12 protein-coding genes are annotated in these 14747 nt (G+C 72.4%); 6 read left to right on the top strand and 6 right to left on the bottom strand.

What is annotated here, in order from left to right; translation table 11 throughout:
• The first annotated feature begins 519 nt into the window (after positions 1-519).
• On the top strand, positions 520-3822 hold the full coding sequence (locus tag GR130_RS35715) for a sacsin N-terminal ATP-binding-like domain-containing protein (RefSeq protein WP_443043723.1): 3303 nt from the start codon (positions 520-522) through the stop codon (positions 3820-3822).
• A 531-nt stretch (positions 3823-4353) separates the two neighbouring features.
• Positions 4354-4641: a hypothetical protein gene (locus tag GR130_RS35710; RefSeq protein WP_159508538.1), complete on the top strand. Its 288-nt coding sequence runs from the start codon at positions 4354-4356 to the stop codon at positions 4639-4641.
• Between the two features lie 163 nt (positions 4642-4804).
• Here the strand turns inward: GR130_RS35710 and GR130_RS35705 are convergent, their stop codons facing one another.
• Positions 4805-7222 (bottom strand): HAD-IC family P-type ATPase, encoded by a 2418-nt coding sequence (locus GR130_RS35705; protein WP_159508537.1) that lies wholly within the window; start codon positions 7220-7222, stop codon positions 4805-4807.
• Between the two features lie 81 nt (positions 7223-7303).
• Positions 7304-7570 carry a DUF2530 domain-containing protein gene (locus GR130_RS35700; RefSeq protein WP_159508536.1) on the bottom strand — a complete coding sequence of 89 codons (267 nt, stop codon included), beginning with the start codon at positions 7568-7570 and terminating at the stop codon, positions 7304-7306.
• Between the two features lie 261 nt (positions 7571-7831).
• On the opposite strand from GR130_RS35700, the gene GR130_RS35695 reads away from it, so the two are divergent.
• Complete coding sequence (locus GR130_RS35695; protein WP_159508535.1) at positions 7832-9304, top strand: NCS2 family permease; 1473 nt, start codon at positions 7832-7834, stop codon at positions 9302-9304.
• A gap of 33 nt (positions 9305-9337) precedes the next feature.
• Here GR130_RS35695 and GR130_RS35690 read toward each other — a convergent pair whose 3' ends face one another.
• Positions 9338-9538, bottom strand: a complete 201-nt coding sequence (locus GR130_RS35690; protein ID WP_159508534.1) for a ribbon-helix-helix protein, CopG family — start codon at positions 9536-9538, stop codon at positions 9338-9340.
• A gap of 141 nt (positions 9539-9679) precedes the next feature.
• Between GR130_RS35690 and GR130_RS35685 the strand changes: the two genes are divergently transcribed.
• The 3 genes from GR130_RS35685 to thpR all read left to right on the top strand — a co-directional run bounded on the left by GR130_RS35685 (position 9680) and on the right by thpR (position 12216).
• Complete coding sequence (locus tag GR130_RS35685) at positions 9680-10117, top strand: MarR family winged helix-turn-helix transcriptional regulator (RefSeq protein ID WP_159508533.1); 438 nt, start codon at positions 9680-9682, stop codon at positions 10115-10117.
• Positions 10118-10145: 28 nt separating this feature from the next.
• On the top strand, positions 10146-11582 hold the full coding sequence (locus tag GR130_RS35680; protein ID WP_159508532.1) for an MFS transporter: 1437 nt from the start codon (positions 10146-10148) through the stop codon (positions 11580-11582).
• 70 nt (positions 11583-11652) lie between these two features.
• On the top strand, positions 11653-12216 hold the full coding sequence (gene thpR / locus GR130_RS35675) for an RNA 2',3'-cyclic phosphodiesterase (RefSeq protein ID WP_159508531.1): 564 nt from the start codon (positions 11653-11655) through the stop codon (positions 12214-12216).
• Between the two features lie 221 nt (positions 12217-12437).
• On the opposite strand, the gene GR130_RS35670 is transcribed toward thpR, so the two are convergent.
• The 3 genes from GR130_RS35670 to GR130_RS35660 form a co-directional block, all read right to left on the bottom strand.
• Positions 12438-13436: an aldo/keto reductase gene (locus GR130_RS35670; protein ID WP_159508530.1), complete on the bottom strand. Its 999-nt coding sequence runs from the start codon at positions 13434-13436 to the stop codon at positions 12438-12440.
• A gap of 79 nt (positions 13437-13515) precedes the next feature.
• Positions 13516-14187, bottom strand: coding sequence for a GDSL-type esterase/lipase family protein (locus tag GR130_RS35665; protein WP_159510433.1), 672 nt, complete (start codon positions 14185-14187; stop codon positions 13516-13518).
• A 31-nt stretch (positions 14188-14218) separates the two neighbouring features.
• Complete coding sequence (locus GR130_RS35660; protein WP_159508529.1) at positions 14219-14653, bottom strand: PPOX class F420-dependent oxidoreductase; 435 nt, start codon at positions 14651-14653, stop codon at positions 14219-14221.
• Positions 14654-14747 lie beyond the last annotated feature (94 nt).

Genomic DNA, 14747 nt, shown 5'->3' with positions numbered 1-14747 from the left:
TCCCACGTTGTCGGGTGCGGCGCCGTGGTGGTCGCTCGCCGTCGGCGAAGGTTGTTTGAGGCGGGGCCCCTGGTGAGTGGTGGGTGACGGGTCCGGGGCCTCCGCGGTGGGTGTGCGGACTGCTTCGCTTTACGTCCGCCACCCACCCCTCCGGCCCCGCCCCCTCCCGTACGTACGCGGGACCCCGCCTCGGTGGGGGATGAGGGAGCGGCCCGGTGGGGGTGCACCCCGTCCGTGGCGTGAGCACCCGGTACCTCGCTTTTCCCTTGTCCCCACCGGGTCGGGGCCGCCTCACCGGGCGGGAGGGGGCGGGCCGGAGGGGGTGGGTTGCCGGACGTAAAGCGAAGCAGTCCGGCAACCCACCCCCGGAGGCCCGACCCCGTCACCCACCACCCGGCGAGCGGCGGGCCCGCCCGACAACCCCTTCGCCATCGGCGAGCAACCACCGCGGCGCCGCAGCCGACCACGTGGGGCGATACCGTCAGGACAGACGTCGCTTGGACGAGGGAGACGAGAAACGTGGCTGGTACGCCTTGGGTGCGAGGCACGGAGGAAGGGGCCGACCCGTTCGGTACGGCCCGGCTGCGGCGCGGCGTGCTGGACGCCTGGGCCGCCTCGCCGGCCCGGTTCCGTGAGGACGCCAACGCGGAGGAGGACCTCGCGCTCGGCGGCTACCGCGACCGGCTCGCGGTGGAGCTGGCGCAGAACGCGGCGGACGCGGCGGCCCGCGCGGGCGTCCCCGGCAGGCTGCGGCTGACCCTGCACGCGGCCAACGGCGGTGCCCCCGCCGCCCTGGTCGCCTCCAACACCGGTGCCCCGCTGGACGCCACCGGCGTGGAGTCGCTGTCGACGCTGCGCGCCTCCGCGAAGCGGGAGAGCAGTGTGGCGGCCGGTGCGGTGGGCCGGTTCGGCGTCGGGTTCGCCGCGGTGCTGTCGGTCAGTGACGAACCGGCGCTGGTGGGGCGTACCGGCGGGGTCCGCTGGTCGCTCGCCGAGGCCCGCGGGCTGACCCAGCAGGTGGCCGCGCACAGCCCCGGCCTGGGCGGTGAGCTGCGCCGTCGCGACGGGCACGTACCGCTGCTGCGGTTGCCGCTGCCCGCGGAGGGCGGCGCGCCCGAGGGGTACGACACGGCGGTGGTGCTGCCGCTGCGCGACGGTGCCGCGCAGGACCTCGCCGAGCGGCTGCTGGCCGGGATCGACGCGGCGCTGCTGCTGACGCTGCCGGGGCTGTCCGAGGTCGTCGTCGAGACGCCGGAGGGCGTACGAGTTCTGACGAGGCGTCAGGAAGCTGACCGCGTCCTGATCGAGGACAGTGAGCGCGGTGCGACCCGGTGGCGGGTGGCGAGCGACGGCGGGCCGCTGGACCCGGCGCTGCTGGCGGACCGCCCGGTCGAGGAGCGGCTGCGGCCGGCCTGGTCGGTGACCTGGGCGGTGCCGGTGGACGACGCGGGCGCGCCGGTGCGGCCGGGGACGGCGCCGGTGGTGCACGCACCGACGCCCACGGACGAGCCCCTGGGGCTTCCGGCGCTGCTGATCGCCTCGTTCCCGCTGGAGCCGACCCGGCGCCATGTCGCGCCGGGCCCGCTGGCGGACTTCCTGGTGGGCCGGGCGGCGGCCGCGTACGCGGCGCTGCTCCGCGACTGGCGGCCGGTGTCGGTCGGCACGCTCGACCTGGTGCCGGGGCCGCTGGGCAAGGGCGGCCTGGACGGCGAACTGCGGCGGCAGGTACTGGAGTTGCTGCCCCGGGTGCGCTTCCTGCCGAGCGCCGGAACGCCGGCGGACGGGATTCCGGCAGAGCCCGCGGAGGCTGCCGAGGGGCCCGTGGACCGCGAGTGGGACGCGGGCGACGGCGGCGCGGAGCGGTACGTACTGCGGGCGGTGGACGCCGAGTTGGTCGAGGGGGCGGGCGCCGCGACGGTCGCGGTGCTGGCCGAACTCTTCCCGAGCCTGCTGCCGGCCGGGCTCGAACGACGCCCTGAGCTGCGGTCGTTGGGCGTCGTGCGGGTGCCGATTGGCGAGATGATCGACCGGCTCGCCGGCGTCGAGCGGTCGCCCGAGTGGTGGTGGCGGCTCTACGACGCGCTGGCCGGCACCGACCCGGACCGGCTCAGCGGCCTGCCGGTGCCGCTGGCGGGCGCCGCGGGCCAGGGCCCCGGCGGCGCCGTGCGCACCACCATCGGCCCCCGCCAGGTGCTGCTTCCGCTGCCCGGCGGCGGCCCGGACGGCGACGGGGACGCCGCGGACCGGCACCGTACGCTGGCCCGCCTCGGGCTCAAGGTCGCGCACCCGGACGCCGTGCACCCCCTCCTGGAGAAGCTGGGCGCCACCCCCGCGGCGCCGCGCGCTGTGCTGACGACGCCTCAGGTTCGCGCGGCGGTGGAGAACTCGCTCGACGCCGACGAGGACGCCTACGACGTCTTCGAGGACGAGCTGGGCGCGGGCACCGGTGTGCCCCTGGGTGCCGAGGAACTCGCCGAAACAGTGCTGGGGTTGGTCCGGGACGCCAATCTCGGGCCCGGCGACGAGCCCTGGCTGGCCGCGCTGGCGCTGCCCGACGAGGACGGCGAGCCGGCACCCGCGGGCGAACTGGTCTTCCCGGGCAGCGCATTTGAGCGCGTCATCCGTGAGGGTGAACTTGCCGCCGTCGACGCGGAGTTGGCGCGACGCTGGGGCGAGCAGCCGCTGACCGCGGTCGGCGTGCTGGCCGATTTCGCACTGGTCCGCGCCACCGACGTCGTCCTGGACCCGGACGAGCTGGAGCCGCGCGACGGCGACTTCGCCGAGCCCGACGACGCCGGGCTGCTGGACGCGGTCGACGTCTGGTGCGAGGACATCCTCGACGCCCTGCCGGAAACCCCGGTGCCGCCGGTCGTCACCGAACTGGTCGCGGTACGCGACCTGGACCTGGTCGACGACGACGCCTGGCCGCAGGTCCTCGCCATGCTCTCCCGGCCGCCGCTGCGGGACGCCCTCACCGCTCCCGTGCGGGTCCTGCTCCCCGACGGCACCACGGAGTCCGTGCGCCCGTACACCGCCTGGTGGCTGCGCGGCCACCCGGTCCTGGACGGGCGCCGCCCCGCCGGTCTGCGCTCGGCGGGCGGGGACCCGCTGCTGGCCGGGCTGTACGAGTCCGCGGACGCCGGCGAGGTCGACGCCCAGGTGCTGCGCGCCCTCGGCGTGCGCACCTCGGTCACCGCCCTGCTCGACGAGCCCGGCGGCGCCGCCGAGCTCCTGGCCCGCCTCGCCGACCCGGAACTGGCCGTCGGCACGTCCCAACTCCACGCGCTCTACGGCATGCTGACCGACCTCGACCCCGATCAGGTGACCCTCCCCGACGAGCTGCGGGTGGTCGTCGACGGTGCGCTCCAGGTGGTCGACGCGGCCGACGCGGTGGTCGCCGACGCCCCGGACCTGATGCCGCTCGCGGCCGGCCTGCCACTGCTCCCTGTCCGCCCGGAGCGGGCCGCCGAACTGGCCGAGCTGTTCCAGGTGCGCCGGCTGAGCGAGGCGATCGCCGCCGAGGTCCGCTCGGAGGGCGTCCGGCACGACGTCCCGGAGGCGGTCCGCGCCCTCCTCGGCCCGGCCACCCCCGCCGGCTACGTCGAGCACGAGGAACTGCTGGTCGGCGACGGGCCGGACGGCACCGCCGAGCTGGACTGGCGCCGGACCCCGGACGGCACCCTGCATGCCGCGACGCTGGAGGGCGTCGCCGCGGGCCTGGCCTGGGCCGCCGGCCAGTGGCCGCGCCGCTTCGAGGTCGCGGCCCTCCTGGAGGAACCGGACCGGGGCGACGAACTGGCGCGGGCGCGCTGGTTCGACTGACCCGGCGGGCAAGCGCCCGGTCCTGTCGTCACACTCCCGTCGTCCGCCCGACGGAGTGTGACGACAGGGCCTCGCCCCGCACCTGGCCGGCGTCGGCCGCCCGACGTACCGGTGCATCGCCCCGTACAGCGCAGCCGCGGCGCTGCTTTGGGCGGGTGCGGAGGCGGGTACGGGATATCTGGCGGCGGCCTCCGTGGGGTAGCCGGGCAGCCGGGTGCAGGTATCAGGGTGCCGGTATCGGTGAATGTCGGTGAACGGCGTCCAGACATCTCCGGTCATGTCGGCCCGCTGGGGATTCGGAACCGAAAAAGCAGACATGGCCGTCGGGCCGGGTGTGGATAACTTCTGGTTGTTTCCCGGGTCTTTTGTGTGCCGCTCGGCGCCTGCGCACAATGCGGGGGGAATTCGTTTCGTGATGGTGAAGGTGCAGTTCAGAGGCCGCAAATAATCATGCGGGACGTTGCCTGGGGGTCCCTGGGCGTGCTTGCATCCAGCCAGTGCACAAGCCGCCAGAACGGCCACCCTGCCAGGGTGTTGGACGGCCTGCCGAAAAGCCGAGAAATTGTGAAGGGAAAAGCGCCAATGCGTAACGGCTTCACCCCTGAGATCGACACCGCTGAGATTTCCGACAGCGAGCTGGACAACATATCCGGTGGCCTTGCCACCCTGGGCGGCGAGATCGCCGGGCACGGCCTTGCCGCGAGCATCGGCGGCCACGGTCACCACGGCCACCACGGCCACCATGGTCACCACGGCCACCACGGGATGCACGGCGGCGAGCTCGGCGGCCTGGTGTCGGTCCGCACCATCGGTATGTGACGCAGCGTCCGCGGTAGGCGGGCCCTATAGAACCCCGGGACGTCCCGTTCCGGGGTTCTTGTGATTCCCGGGGAGTCGGACAAGTCAAAGAAGCCCGGCAGGATGTGGCTGTCCGCTGCGTCAACTCCGAGGTGCTGTAGGGAGGTTGCCGGATCGGTCCGGCCTACGCCGGGAACCGCCGACCCACCCACCGCCACACCGCCTCCAGCAGCACCGCCGCCACCGCCGCGATCGCCACCGCCGCCCACGGCATCGTCGTGCCGATCAGCCGCAGTTCGAAGAAGCGCTGGAGCCAGGGCGTCACCAGGACGATCAGGAAGCCCAGTCCCATGGTGAGGACCAGGGCGATGCGCCACCAGGTGTACGGGCGGGCGATGATCGCCAGGACCCAGAGGGCGGTGAGGAAGAGCGTCAGGGTGGCGGCGCTGGTCTGCGCGGGGAGGGCGTCCGGCCCGGTGTAGTGGACGCGGGCCAGCAGGTATGTGCCGAAGGCCGCGATACCGGCGATGAGGCCGGACGGGACGGCGTAGCGCATCACCCGGCGGACGAAGTGCGGGCGGGCGCGCTCCTTGTTGGGCGCCAGGGCGAGGAAGAAGGCGGGGACGCCGATGGTCAGGGTGGACAGCAGGGTGAGGTGGCGCGGCAGGAACGGGTACGGGATCTGCGCGCAGGCGACCAGGATGGCGAGCAGCACCGAGTAGACGGTCTTGGTCAGGAAGAGGGTCGCCACGCGGGTGATGTTGCCGATGACGCGGCGGCCCTCGGCGACGACCGAGGGGAGCGTGGCGAAGCTGTTGTCGAGCAGCACGATCTGGGCCACCGCACGGGTCGCCTCGGAGCCGGAGCCCATGGAGACGCCGATGTCCGCGTCCTTGAGGGCGAGGACGTCGTTGACGCCGTCGCCGGTCATCGCGACGTTGTGGCCGCGCGACTGGAGGACGGCGACCATGTCCCGCTTCTGCTGAGGGGTGACCCGGCCGAAGACCGCGCCCTCCTCCACGGCCGTGGCCATCGCGTCCGGGTCGTCGTGGGGGAGCTTGCGGGCGTCCACCGGCGAACCGGCGCCGGGCAGGCCCAGTTTCGCGGCCACCGCGCCCACCGAGACCGCGTTGTCACCGGAGATGACCTTGGCGTGGACGCCCTGCTCCGCGAAGTAGCGGAGGGTGTCGGGGGCGTCCGGGCGCAGCCGCTGTTCCAGGACGACCAGCGCGGCGGGGTCCACGTCGCGGGCGACGTCGGGGTGGTCCAGCGGCCGGTTCGCGCGGGCCAGCAGGAGGACCCGCAGCCCCTGGGCGTTGAGGCCGTCGATCTCGGGCAGCAGCCGGTCGCCTTCGGGAAGGAGGACGTCGGGGGCGCCGAGCAGCCAGGCCGACCGCGCGCCGCCGGGTTCGTCGAAGGCCGCGCCGCTGTACTTCCGGGCGGAGGAGAACGGGAGCGTGCCGGTGCAGCGCCAGGAGTCCAGGGGCGGGTAGGCGTCGATGATGGCCTGGAGGGAGGCGTTGGGGCGGGGTTCGGAGGCGCCGAACGCGCCCAGCACCTGCTGGATGTCGACGGGGTCGCGGCCGTCCAGCGGGCGCAGCTCGCTGACGTCCATCCCGCCCTCGGTCAGCGTGCCGGTCTTGTCCAGGCAGACGACGTCGACCCGCGCCAGCCCCTCGATGGCCGGCAGTTCCTGGACCAGGCACTGCTGACGGCCGAGCCGGATGACGCCGATCGCGAACGCGACGGAGGTCAGCAGCACCAGTCCCTCGGGAATCATCGGCACGATCCCGGCGACCATCCGGCGGACCGCCTCGTCGCCGGGCAGTCCCAGGGTGAGCAGATGGCTGAGGATGAGGCCGAGCGCGGTCGGGACCATCATCCAGGTCACGTACTTGAGGATCTGGCTGATGCCGGTCCGCAGCTCGGAGTGGACCAGCGTGAACCGGCTGGCCTCCTCGGCGAGCTGGGCCGCGTACGCCTCCCGGCCGACCTTGGTCGCGGTGAACGCGCCGCCGCCCGCGACGACGAAGCTGCCGGACATCACCGGCTCGCCCGGCTTCTTGACCACCGGGTCCGCCTCGCCGGTCAGCAGTGACTCGTCGATCTCCAGGCTGTCGCTCTCCAGCACCTCGCCGTCGACGATGACCTTGTCGCCGGGGCCGAGTTCGATGACGTCGTCGAGGACGACCTCGGAGGTGGGGATCTCGGCGGCGACCCCGTCGCGGCGCACCGTCGGCCGGGCCTCGCCGATCAGCGCCAGGCTGTCCAGGGTCTTCTTGGCGCGCAGCTCCTGGATGATGCCGATGCCGGTGTTGGCGACGATGACGAAGCCGAACAGGCCGTCCTGGAGCGGGCCGATGACCAGGATGATCGCGAAGAGCACGCCGATGATGGCGTTGAACCGCGTGAAGACGTTGGAGCGGACGATGTCCGCGGTCGAGCGGGAGGAGCGGACGGGAACGTCGTTGACCTCGCCCCTGGCCACCCGCTCGGCGACCTCCGCGGCGCTCAGCCCGCGGGGGGCCGGCACCCCGCCGCTGCCGCCGGCGGGTCCGCCGCGCTCGGGTTCCTCGACTTCGGTCTTCGCCCGGTCTGTCATGACCTAGACGTTACGTGCGTAATGACCGATTCACCCGCTGGGTGGTGAGTGGAGCTACACCCCCCGGGGGCGGGGGTGCGGTCAGCCGGCGGTCGGTGCTGCCGCCGCCGCGGCGCGCTTGATCGCCGCGTCCCGCTTGCGGACGTACCAGACGCCCAGCAGGCCGAGCCCGCCGCCGGCCAGGCAGGTCCACAGGAACCAGGTGTGGCCGTGGTCGGCGTACCAGCTGTAGAAGGGCAACTGGCCGAGGAAGAGCACGAACCAGACGACGGTGCCGCCGGTGATCGTGCCGACGACGGGACCTTCGAGGGGTGCCGGGGCCTCGCGGAGTTCGGACTTCTTCCACATGGGGCTCAGCTTACGGGGGTCGTTCCGGAGGGTGGCCCCTGCCTGCCCGGCCTGCGCGTGCGGTGTCTACGCGCGGAGATAGCGATCAACGTGTTGTTTATTCATACTGAACCTTTCTGGAACTGACCGGTTCGGATCGTTGATTCCTCCAATCTGATCCCTCCAAGCTGATCCAGTTCACTGGTTTCTGATCGCCGTCTGTGCGTGTTCCCGGCCCTCGGGCCCGCGCGCCCGCCCCGGCCCGTACGACTGAGGTCCCGCATGTCGCCCTCGACCCACACGCCGGTCGACACCCTGAACAGCCCTGGTCCGCACCCGCCGACGAGCGGGCTGGACCGCTTTTTCAAGATCTCCGAGCGGGGGTCGACCGTCGGCCGCGAACTCCGCGGCGGCCTGGCCACGTTCTTCGCGATGGCCTACATCATCGTGCTGAACCCGATCATCCTCGGCGCCGGCGTCGACAAGTTCGGGCACCACCTCAACAACGGACAGCTGGTCACCGCCACCGCCCTGATGGCGGGCCTCGGCACGATCCTGATGGGCGTGATGGGCAACGTCCCGATCGCCATCGCCGCCGGCCTCGGCATCAACGCCGTCGTCTCGCTCCAGCTCGCGCCCAAGATGAGCTGGCCGGACGCGATGGGCATGGTGGTGCTCGCCGGTCTGGTGCTGATGATCCTGGTCGCCTCGGGGCTTCGGCAGCGGGTGATGGACGCGATCCCCAACGGGCTGCGGCGGGCCATCGCGATCGGTATCGGCCTGTTCATCTCGCTGGTCGGGCTGGTCGACGCGGGCTTCGTGTCCCGCAATCCGGACGCCGCGCACACCACCGTCCCGATGGGCCTGGGCCAGGGCGGTCAGCTCAAGGGCTGGCCGGTGCTGGTGTTCGTCCTCGGCCTGGCGCTGATGTTCGTGCTGACCGTGCGCAAGACCAAGGGCGCGATCCTGATCGGGATGGTCACCATGGCCGTCGTCGCGATCGTCATCAACGCGGTGGCCACGATTCCGGACGCGTCCTGGGGGCTGGCCGTCCCGAACGTCCCGGACAAGATCGTCGGCGCGCCCGACTTCGGACTGATCGGCCACATCAGCCTCTTCGGCGGCTTCAAGGAAGTCGGCGTGCTGACCGGCTGCCTCTTCGTCTTCACCGTGCTGCTGTCCGGCTTCTTCGATGCGATGGGCACCATCATCGGCGTCGGCGAGGAGGCCGGGCTGCTGGACAACGAGACCGGCAACCTGCCGAACATGGGCCGCATCCTGATGGTGGACGGCATCGCGGTCGCGGGCGGCGGCTTCGGCTCCGCCTCTGCGAACACCTGCTTCGTGGAGTCCACCGCCGGTGTCGGCGAGGGTGCCCGCACGGGCCTGGCGAACCTGGTGACCGGCGGGCTGTTCCTGCTCGCGCTGATCTTCACGCCGCTGGCGACCGTCGTGCCCTCCCAGGCCGCGACGCCCGCGCTGCTGGTCGTCGGCTTCCTGATCACGGCCTCGAACGTCAGGGACATCGACTGGGGCGACTTCACCGTCGGCATCCCGGCGTTCCTGACGATCGTCTCGATGCCGTTCACCTACAGCATCACCAACGGCATCGGCATCGGCGTACTGGCCTTCATCCTGCTGCGGACGGCGACCGGCCGCTTCAAGGAGATCCCGTGGCTGCTGAACGCGGTCGGGCTCTGCTTCCTGGTCTACTTCCTGCTCAACCCGATCGAGCAGGTGCTGGGCGTCAGGTGATCCGGGCCTGACAGGCCCTGGGGTCGCGGCTCGTCATGACGGGCCGGCGGCCGGCCCCCAGCAGCCCAGCCGCTCGGTCTCGTCGACCGACGTCTTGAACCGTTCGTCGAAGTCATCGCGGATGAGCGTCCGGACCACATAGTCCTGGACGCTCATTCCGCGTTTTGCGGCGTGCTGCCGAATGCGCTCCAGCAGCTCCCCGTCCACGCGCAGGCTGAGCACTCTCGATCCCATACGGACACGGTCCCCGCACCAGGCGGTCAGGTGTGTCCCTTTCCGCAGCGTCCTCACTCATATGGGTGATCCGGTGAGCGATCCGTCGTGGCCGTAAACCGACGCTTTACTTAGAGAGGGTAATGAGTTATGCTAACGACCATGCCGGAACTGTCCATCGGCGACGACGCTGACGCCGTGAACGCACTGCGGTCCGCCGTCATGCGCCTGTCCCGCCGCCTCAAGCACCAGCGGGTCGACGAGTCGCTGAGCCCCACCGAGATGTCGGTGCTCGGCACCCTCGCCCGGTGCGGCCGGGCCACGCCCGGCGAACTGGCCCGCAAGGAGCATGTGCAGCCGCCGTCGATGACCCGCATCGTGGCGATGCTGGAGGCCAAGGGACTGGTCCGGCTCGAAGCACACCCCGACGACCGCCGCCAGAAGGTCGTCACCCAGACCGAACAGGCCGAGGCGATGCTCGAAGAGAGCCGCCGCAAGCGCAACGCCTGGCTCGCCGACCTGGCCTCCGGGCTGGACGCGGACGAGTGGGCGAAGGTGCGGGCCGCCGCGCCCGTACTGGAGAAACTCGCACAGTTGTAACGCACCAGGCCGAGGAGGCGAACCCACTTTGAGTACGGGATCCGGAGCACACTCCGCCCCCGCACCGAACTCCCACGACGACACGGTCACCGACGACGCGACCGCGACCGCCCCGGGCCCCACCACGGCCCCCGGTATCGCCGCAGGCCCCGCCGCCACACCGCGCAAGGGCACGTTCAGCTCGCTCCGCATACGCAACTACCGCCTCTTCGCCACCGGTCAGGTGGTCTCCAACACCGGCACCTGGATGCAGCGCATCGCCCAGGACTGGCTGGTGCTCAGCCTCACTGGCTCCTCCGGCGCCGTCGGCATCACCACCGCCCTGCAGTTCCTCCCGATGCTGCTCTTCGGCCTCTACGGCGGTGTCCTCACCGACCGCTTCGCCAAGCGCAAGCTGCTGTTCTGCACCCAGTCCGCGATGGGACTGACCGGACTGGCCCTCGCCGTCCTCACGCTCAGCGGCCATGTGCAGGTCTGGCACGTCTACTTGGTGGCCTTCCTCCTCGGGCTGGTCACCGTCGTCGACAACCCGGCCCGGCAGGCGTTCGTCTCCGAGATGGTCGGCCAGGATGAACTGCGCAACGCCGTCAGCCTCAACTCCGCCAACTTCCAGTCCGCCCGGCTCATCGGGCCGGCCGTCGCCGGTGTGCTGATCACCGCCCTCGGCAGCGGCTGGGCCTTCCTCTTCAACGGCCTCTCCTTCATCGCGCCGATCACCGGGCTGCTGATGATGCGCACCGCCGAACTCCACAAGGTCGACCGGGTCCCGCGCAGCAAGGGGCAGTTGCGGGAGGGCCTGCGCTACGTCTCCGGCCGCCCCGAGCTGATCTGGCCGATCGTCCTGGTCGGCTTCATCGGGACCTTCGGCTTCAACTTCCCGATCTGGCTGACCGCGTTCGTCTACAAGGTCTTCCACGCCGGGGCCGGTACGTACGCACTGTTCAACGGTCTGATGGCGGCCGGTTCGCTGATCGGCGCGCTGCTCGCCGCGCGGCGGGCCGGCTCCCGGCTGCGGATGCTGGTCGGCGCGGCGCTGCTCTTCGGCCTGCTGGAGATCGCCGCCGCGCTGTCCCCGTCCTTCTGGATCTTCGCGGCGCTGCTCGCGCCCATCGGGCTGGTCGGCCTGACGATCAACGTGACCGCGAACTCCAGCGTCCAGATGGCCACCGACCCGGCGATGCGCGGCCGGGTGATGAGCCTGTTCATGATGGTCTTCATGGGCGGTACGCCGCTCGGCGCGCCGGTGGTCGGCTGGGTCACCGACGCGTACGGCCCCCGGATCGGCTTCCTCGCCGGCGGCGTGGTCTCGATGGCCGCCGCGGCGCTGGTCGGCCTGGCCCTCGCCAGGGTGGGCGGACTGCGGCTGCGGATAGACCTGCGGCGCGGTCACCGGCACGTGGCGTTCGTCCCGCGGGTCGGCCCGGGGGAGACGTCCTCGGAGAAGGAGCTGGCCGCCGCGGCCTGAGCGGCCGGTGACCGGTGGGGCGGCGGCGCGGAAACCGGCCGCGCCGCCGCCGCTGGGCAACACTGGCCCCATGAGACTCTTCGCCGCCGTCCTGCCGCCCGCCCCCGCCCTCGACCAACTGGCCGCGGAAGTGGCCGTGTTGAAGCGGCTGCCGGACGCCGACCGGCTGCGCTGGACCGGACGCGACGGCTGGCACTTCACCCTCGCCTTCTACGGTGAGGTGGCCGAGGACCTGCTCCCCGGCCTCCACGAGCGGCTGGCCCGCGCCGCCCACCGGCACGACCCCTACGGGCTGCGGATCGCCGGCGGCGGCCGGTTCGGCGACCGGGTGGTGTGGGCCGGGGCGGACGGCGACCGCCCCGCGATGCGCCACCTCGCGGACTCGGCCGCGGCGGCCGGCCGCCGGGCGGGCGTACGGATGGAGGAGCACCGCCCGTACACCCCGCACCTCACCCTCGCCCGCAACCGCACCGGCGGGCTGGACCTCGCCCCGTACGCCACCGCCCTCGCCGACTTCGCGAGCAGCCCCTGGACGGTCGCCGACGTCGCCCTGGTCCGCAGCCACCCGCTGGCCCCGGGGCCCGGCAACCAGCCCCGCTACGAGGCGGTGGCGTCCTGGCGGCTGGGCGGCTGAAGGCCGCCGTCGGCCGCCGGTTAGGCTCGACGGGTGGATCCCAAAACCCGTAACCGGATCATGTCCGGTCTGCTCGCCGTACTGCTCGTCGTCGTGGTCGTGGCGGCGGCGCTGCACTGACCTGCGCCGCGGACGCGCGACAGGCGTACGGCGGCCGGTGGGCACCGGCCGCCGGCCGCCCGCTCAGCGCATCCGCGGGGCGGCACCGCTCACCAGGCGCGTCACCAGGCGAACGCCTCCGGCGACGGGCCCGGCCCCGGGAAGATCTCGTCCAGGGAGGCCAGCAGCTCCTTGGACAGGGCCAGCTCCAGGGCCCGCAGGGCGGAGGCGAGCTGGTCCGCGGTCCGCGGCCCGACGATCGGCCCGGTCACCCCGGGGCGGGTCAGCAGCCAGGCCAGCGCCACCTCGCCGGGCTCCAGCCCGTGCTTGTCGAGCAGGTCCTCGTACGCCTGGATCTGCGCCCGGGTCGCCGGGTCGGTGAGCGCGTCGGCGGCCCGGCCGCCGGTCGACCGGGCGCCGCCGCCCTCGCGCTCCTTGCGCAGCGCCCCGCCCAGCAGCCCGCCGTGCAGCGGCGACCACGGGATCACCCCCAGGCCGTAGCCCTCGGCCGCCGGGATGACCTCCATCTCGGCCCGCCGCTCCGCGAGGTTGTAGAGGCACTGCTCGCTGACCAGGCCGTACGAACCCCGGCGGGCGGCCGTCTCGTTGGCGCGGGCGAGGTGCCAGCCCGCGTGGTTGGACGAGCCCGCGTAGAGGATCTTCCCCTGCTGGACGAGGACGTCGACGGCCTGCCAGATCTCGTCCCAGGGCGTGTTCCGGTCGACGTGGTGGAACTGGTAGAGGTCGATGTGGTCGGTGCCCAGACGCCGGAGGCTGGCGTCCACCGCCCGCCGGATGTTGAGCGCCGAGAGCTTGTCGTGGTTGGGCCAGGCCGGCCCGCCGTCCGGGCCCATGTTGCCGTACACCTTCGTGGCCAGCACGGTCCGGTCCCGCCGTCCGCCGCCCTTGGCGAACCACGAGCCGATGATCTCCTCCGTGCGGCCCTTGTTCTCGCCCCATCCGTAGACGTTGGCGGTGTCGAAGAAGTTGACGCCCGCGTCCAGGGCGGCGTCCATGATGCCGTGACTCTCGGCCTCGTCGGTCTGCGGGCCGAAGTTCATCGTCCCGAGGACGAGTCGGCTGACCTTGAGTCCGGTGCGTCCGAGCTGCGTGTACTCCATGGTCGACCAGCCAAGTCGCTGGAGTGCGCTCGAAGCAAGGACGCGGGAGGGGGAGTTGCGGTCCGGACGGCCGGCCGCGCTATCCGGCGTACGGGCCGCCGACGCCCCACGCCTGGTGCATCGCGTCGGCGAACGCCCCAGCCAGCAGGTGCTCCCCGAACGCCGACGGATGCGTCCCGTCGTACGTGGCGCGGTCGATCTCCCAGCCGGCCGGCTCGGAGGCCAGCAGCAGCGGCGAGCCGGGCGCGGACAGATCGGCGACCGCCTTCGCCAGCAGCTCGTTGAAGCGGGCGCACTGCGCGCCGAAGTCCGGGTCCGCCGTGGCCCGCACGTTCGGTATCACGGGCAGCAGCACCGCCCGTATGTGCGGCGCCGCCGCCCGCGCCCCGGCCACGAAGCGCCGCACGTTCTCGGCGGTCTGCTCCGCGTTCGTGTAGAAGCCGAGGTCGATCAGGCCGAGCGAGACCAGCAGGGTGTCCGCGTCGTGCGCGCGCACCGCGTCGCCGATCAGCGGCGCCATGTGCAGCCAGCCCTCGCCCCACCCGGCGAGGTGCCGGCGGGCGTCCTGCGGGAAGTCCGGGTCGCCGTACGCGGACGAGGCGGGGGTGTCGGTGGCCGGGTCATGCAGTGTGTGGCGCGGCCCGACGATGCGGAACGGGGCGGGGCAGGACGCGTTCAGGTGCTGCCACATCCGGTAGCGCCACGTGAAATCGCCGGCGCTGCCGATCGTCATCGAGTCGCCGACGCACATGATCCTCATCCGGCCATGATGGCCGACAACGCTACCGCCGGGTACGTGACGCTGGCCACGCCTCCTCCCCCTCGATCAGCCGCAGCTCGTAGTGGAGCGTCCGCTCCCGTTTCAGCCGGTGCACCAGCGGCACCAGCAGCCCGTGGGTCAGCGGGTACTTGCGCGTCAACGACCGCTCGGCACGCCGGTATTCGCGGGTCTGCGGGTCGAGCAGCCGGGCCCGCGCCCGCAGCACCGGCCCGGTGGGCCGCCCGCGCCAGGTGGCGGCGCGGATCTCCACCTCGGGGAAGTTCCGCATCCGCCTGACCTTCCAGGCGCTGCCGAAGGTGCGGAAGTAGGCGTGGTCGCCGTCCACCGCGATGCTCACCGGCGTGCCGACGCCGGTGCCGTCCCGCTTGTACGTCGTGAGCAGGATCGTCCCCTGCCGCTCGAAGGGGGCGAGGCCGGGGATGGGAGGAATCGTCATGCCCTCCATGGAGGCACAAACGTCCCGGTTCGTCACGCCGTGGTGCGTCCGTTCGGGGACGCCGCGCCCCCGGCCCGCGCAACTGCGGTGCCGG

This window comes from Streptomyces sp. GS7 (assembly GCF_009834125.1).
Taxonomy (GTDB): Bacteria; Actinomycetota; Actinomycetes; order Streptomycetales; family Streptomycetaceae; genus Streptomyces.
This window is presented reverse-complemented; position numbering and strand designations above follow the sequence as displayed.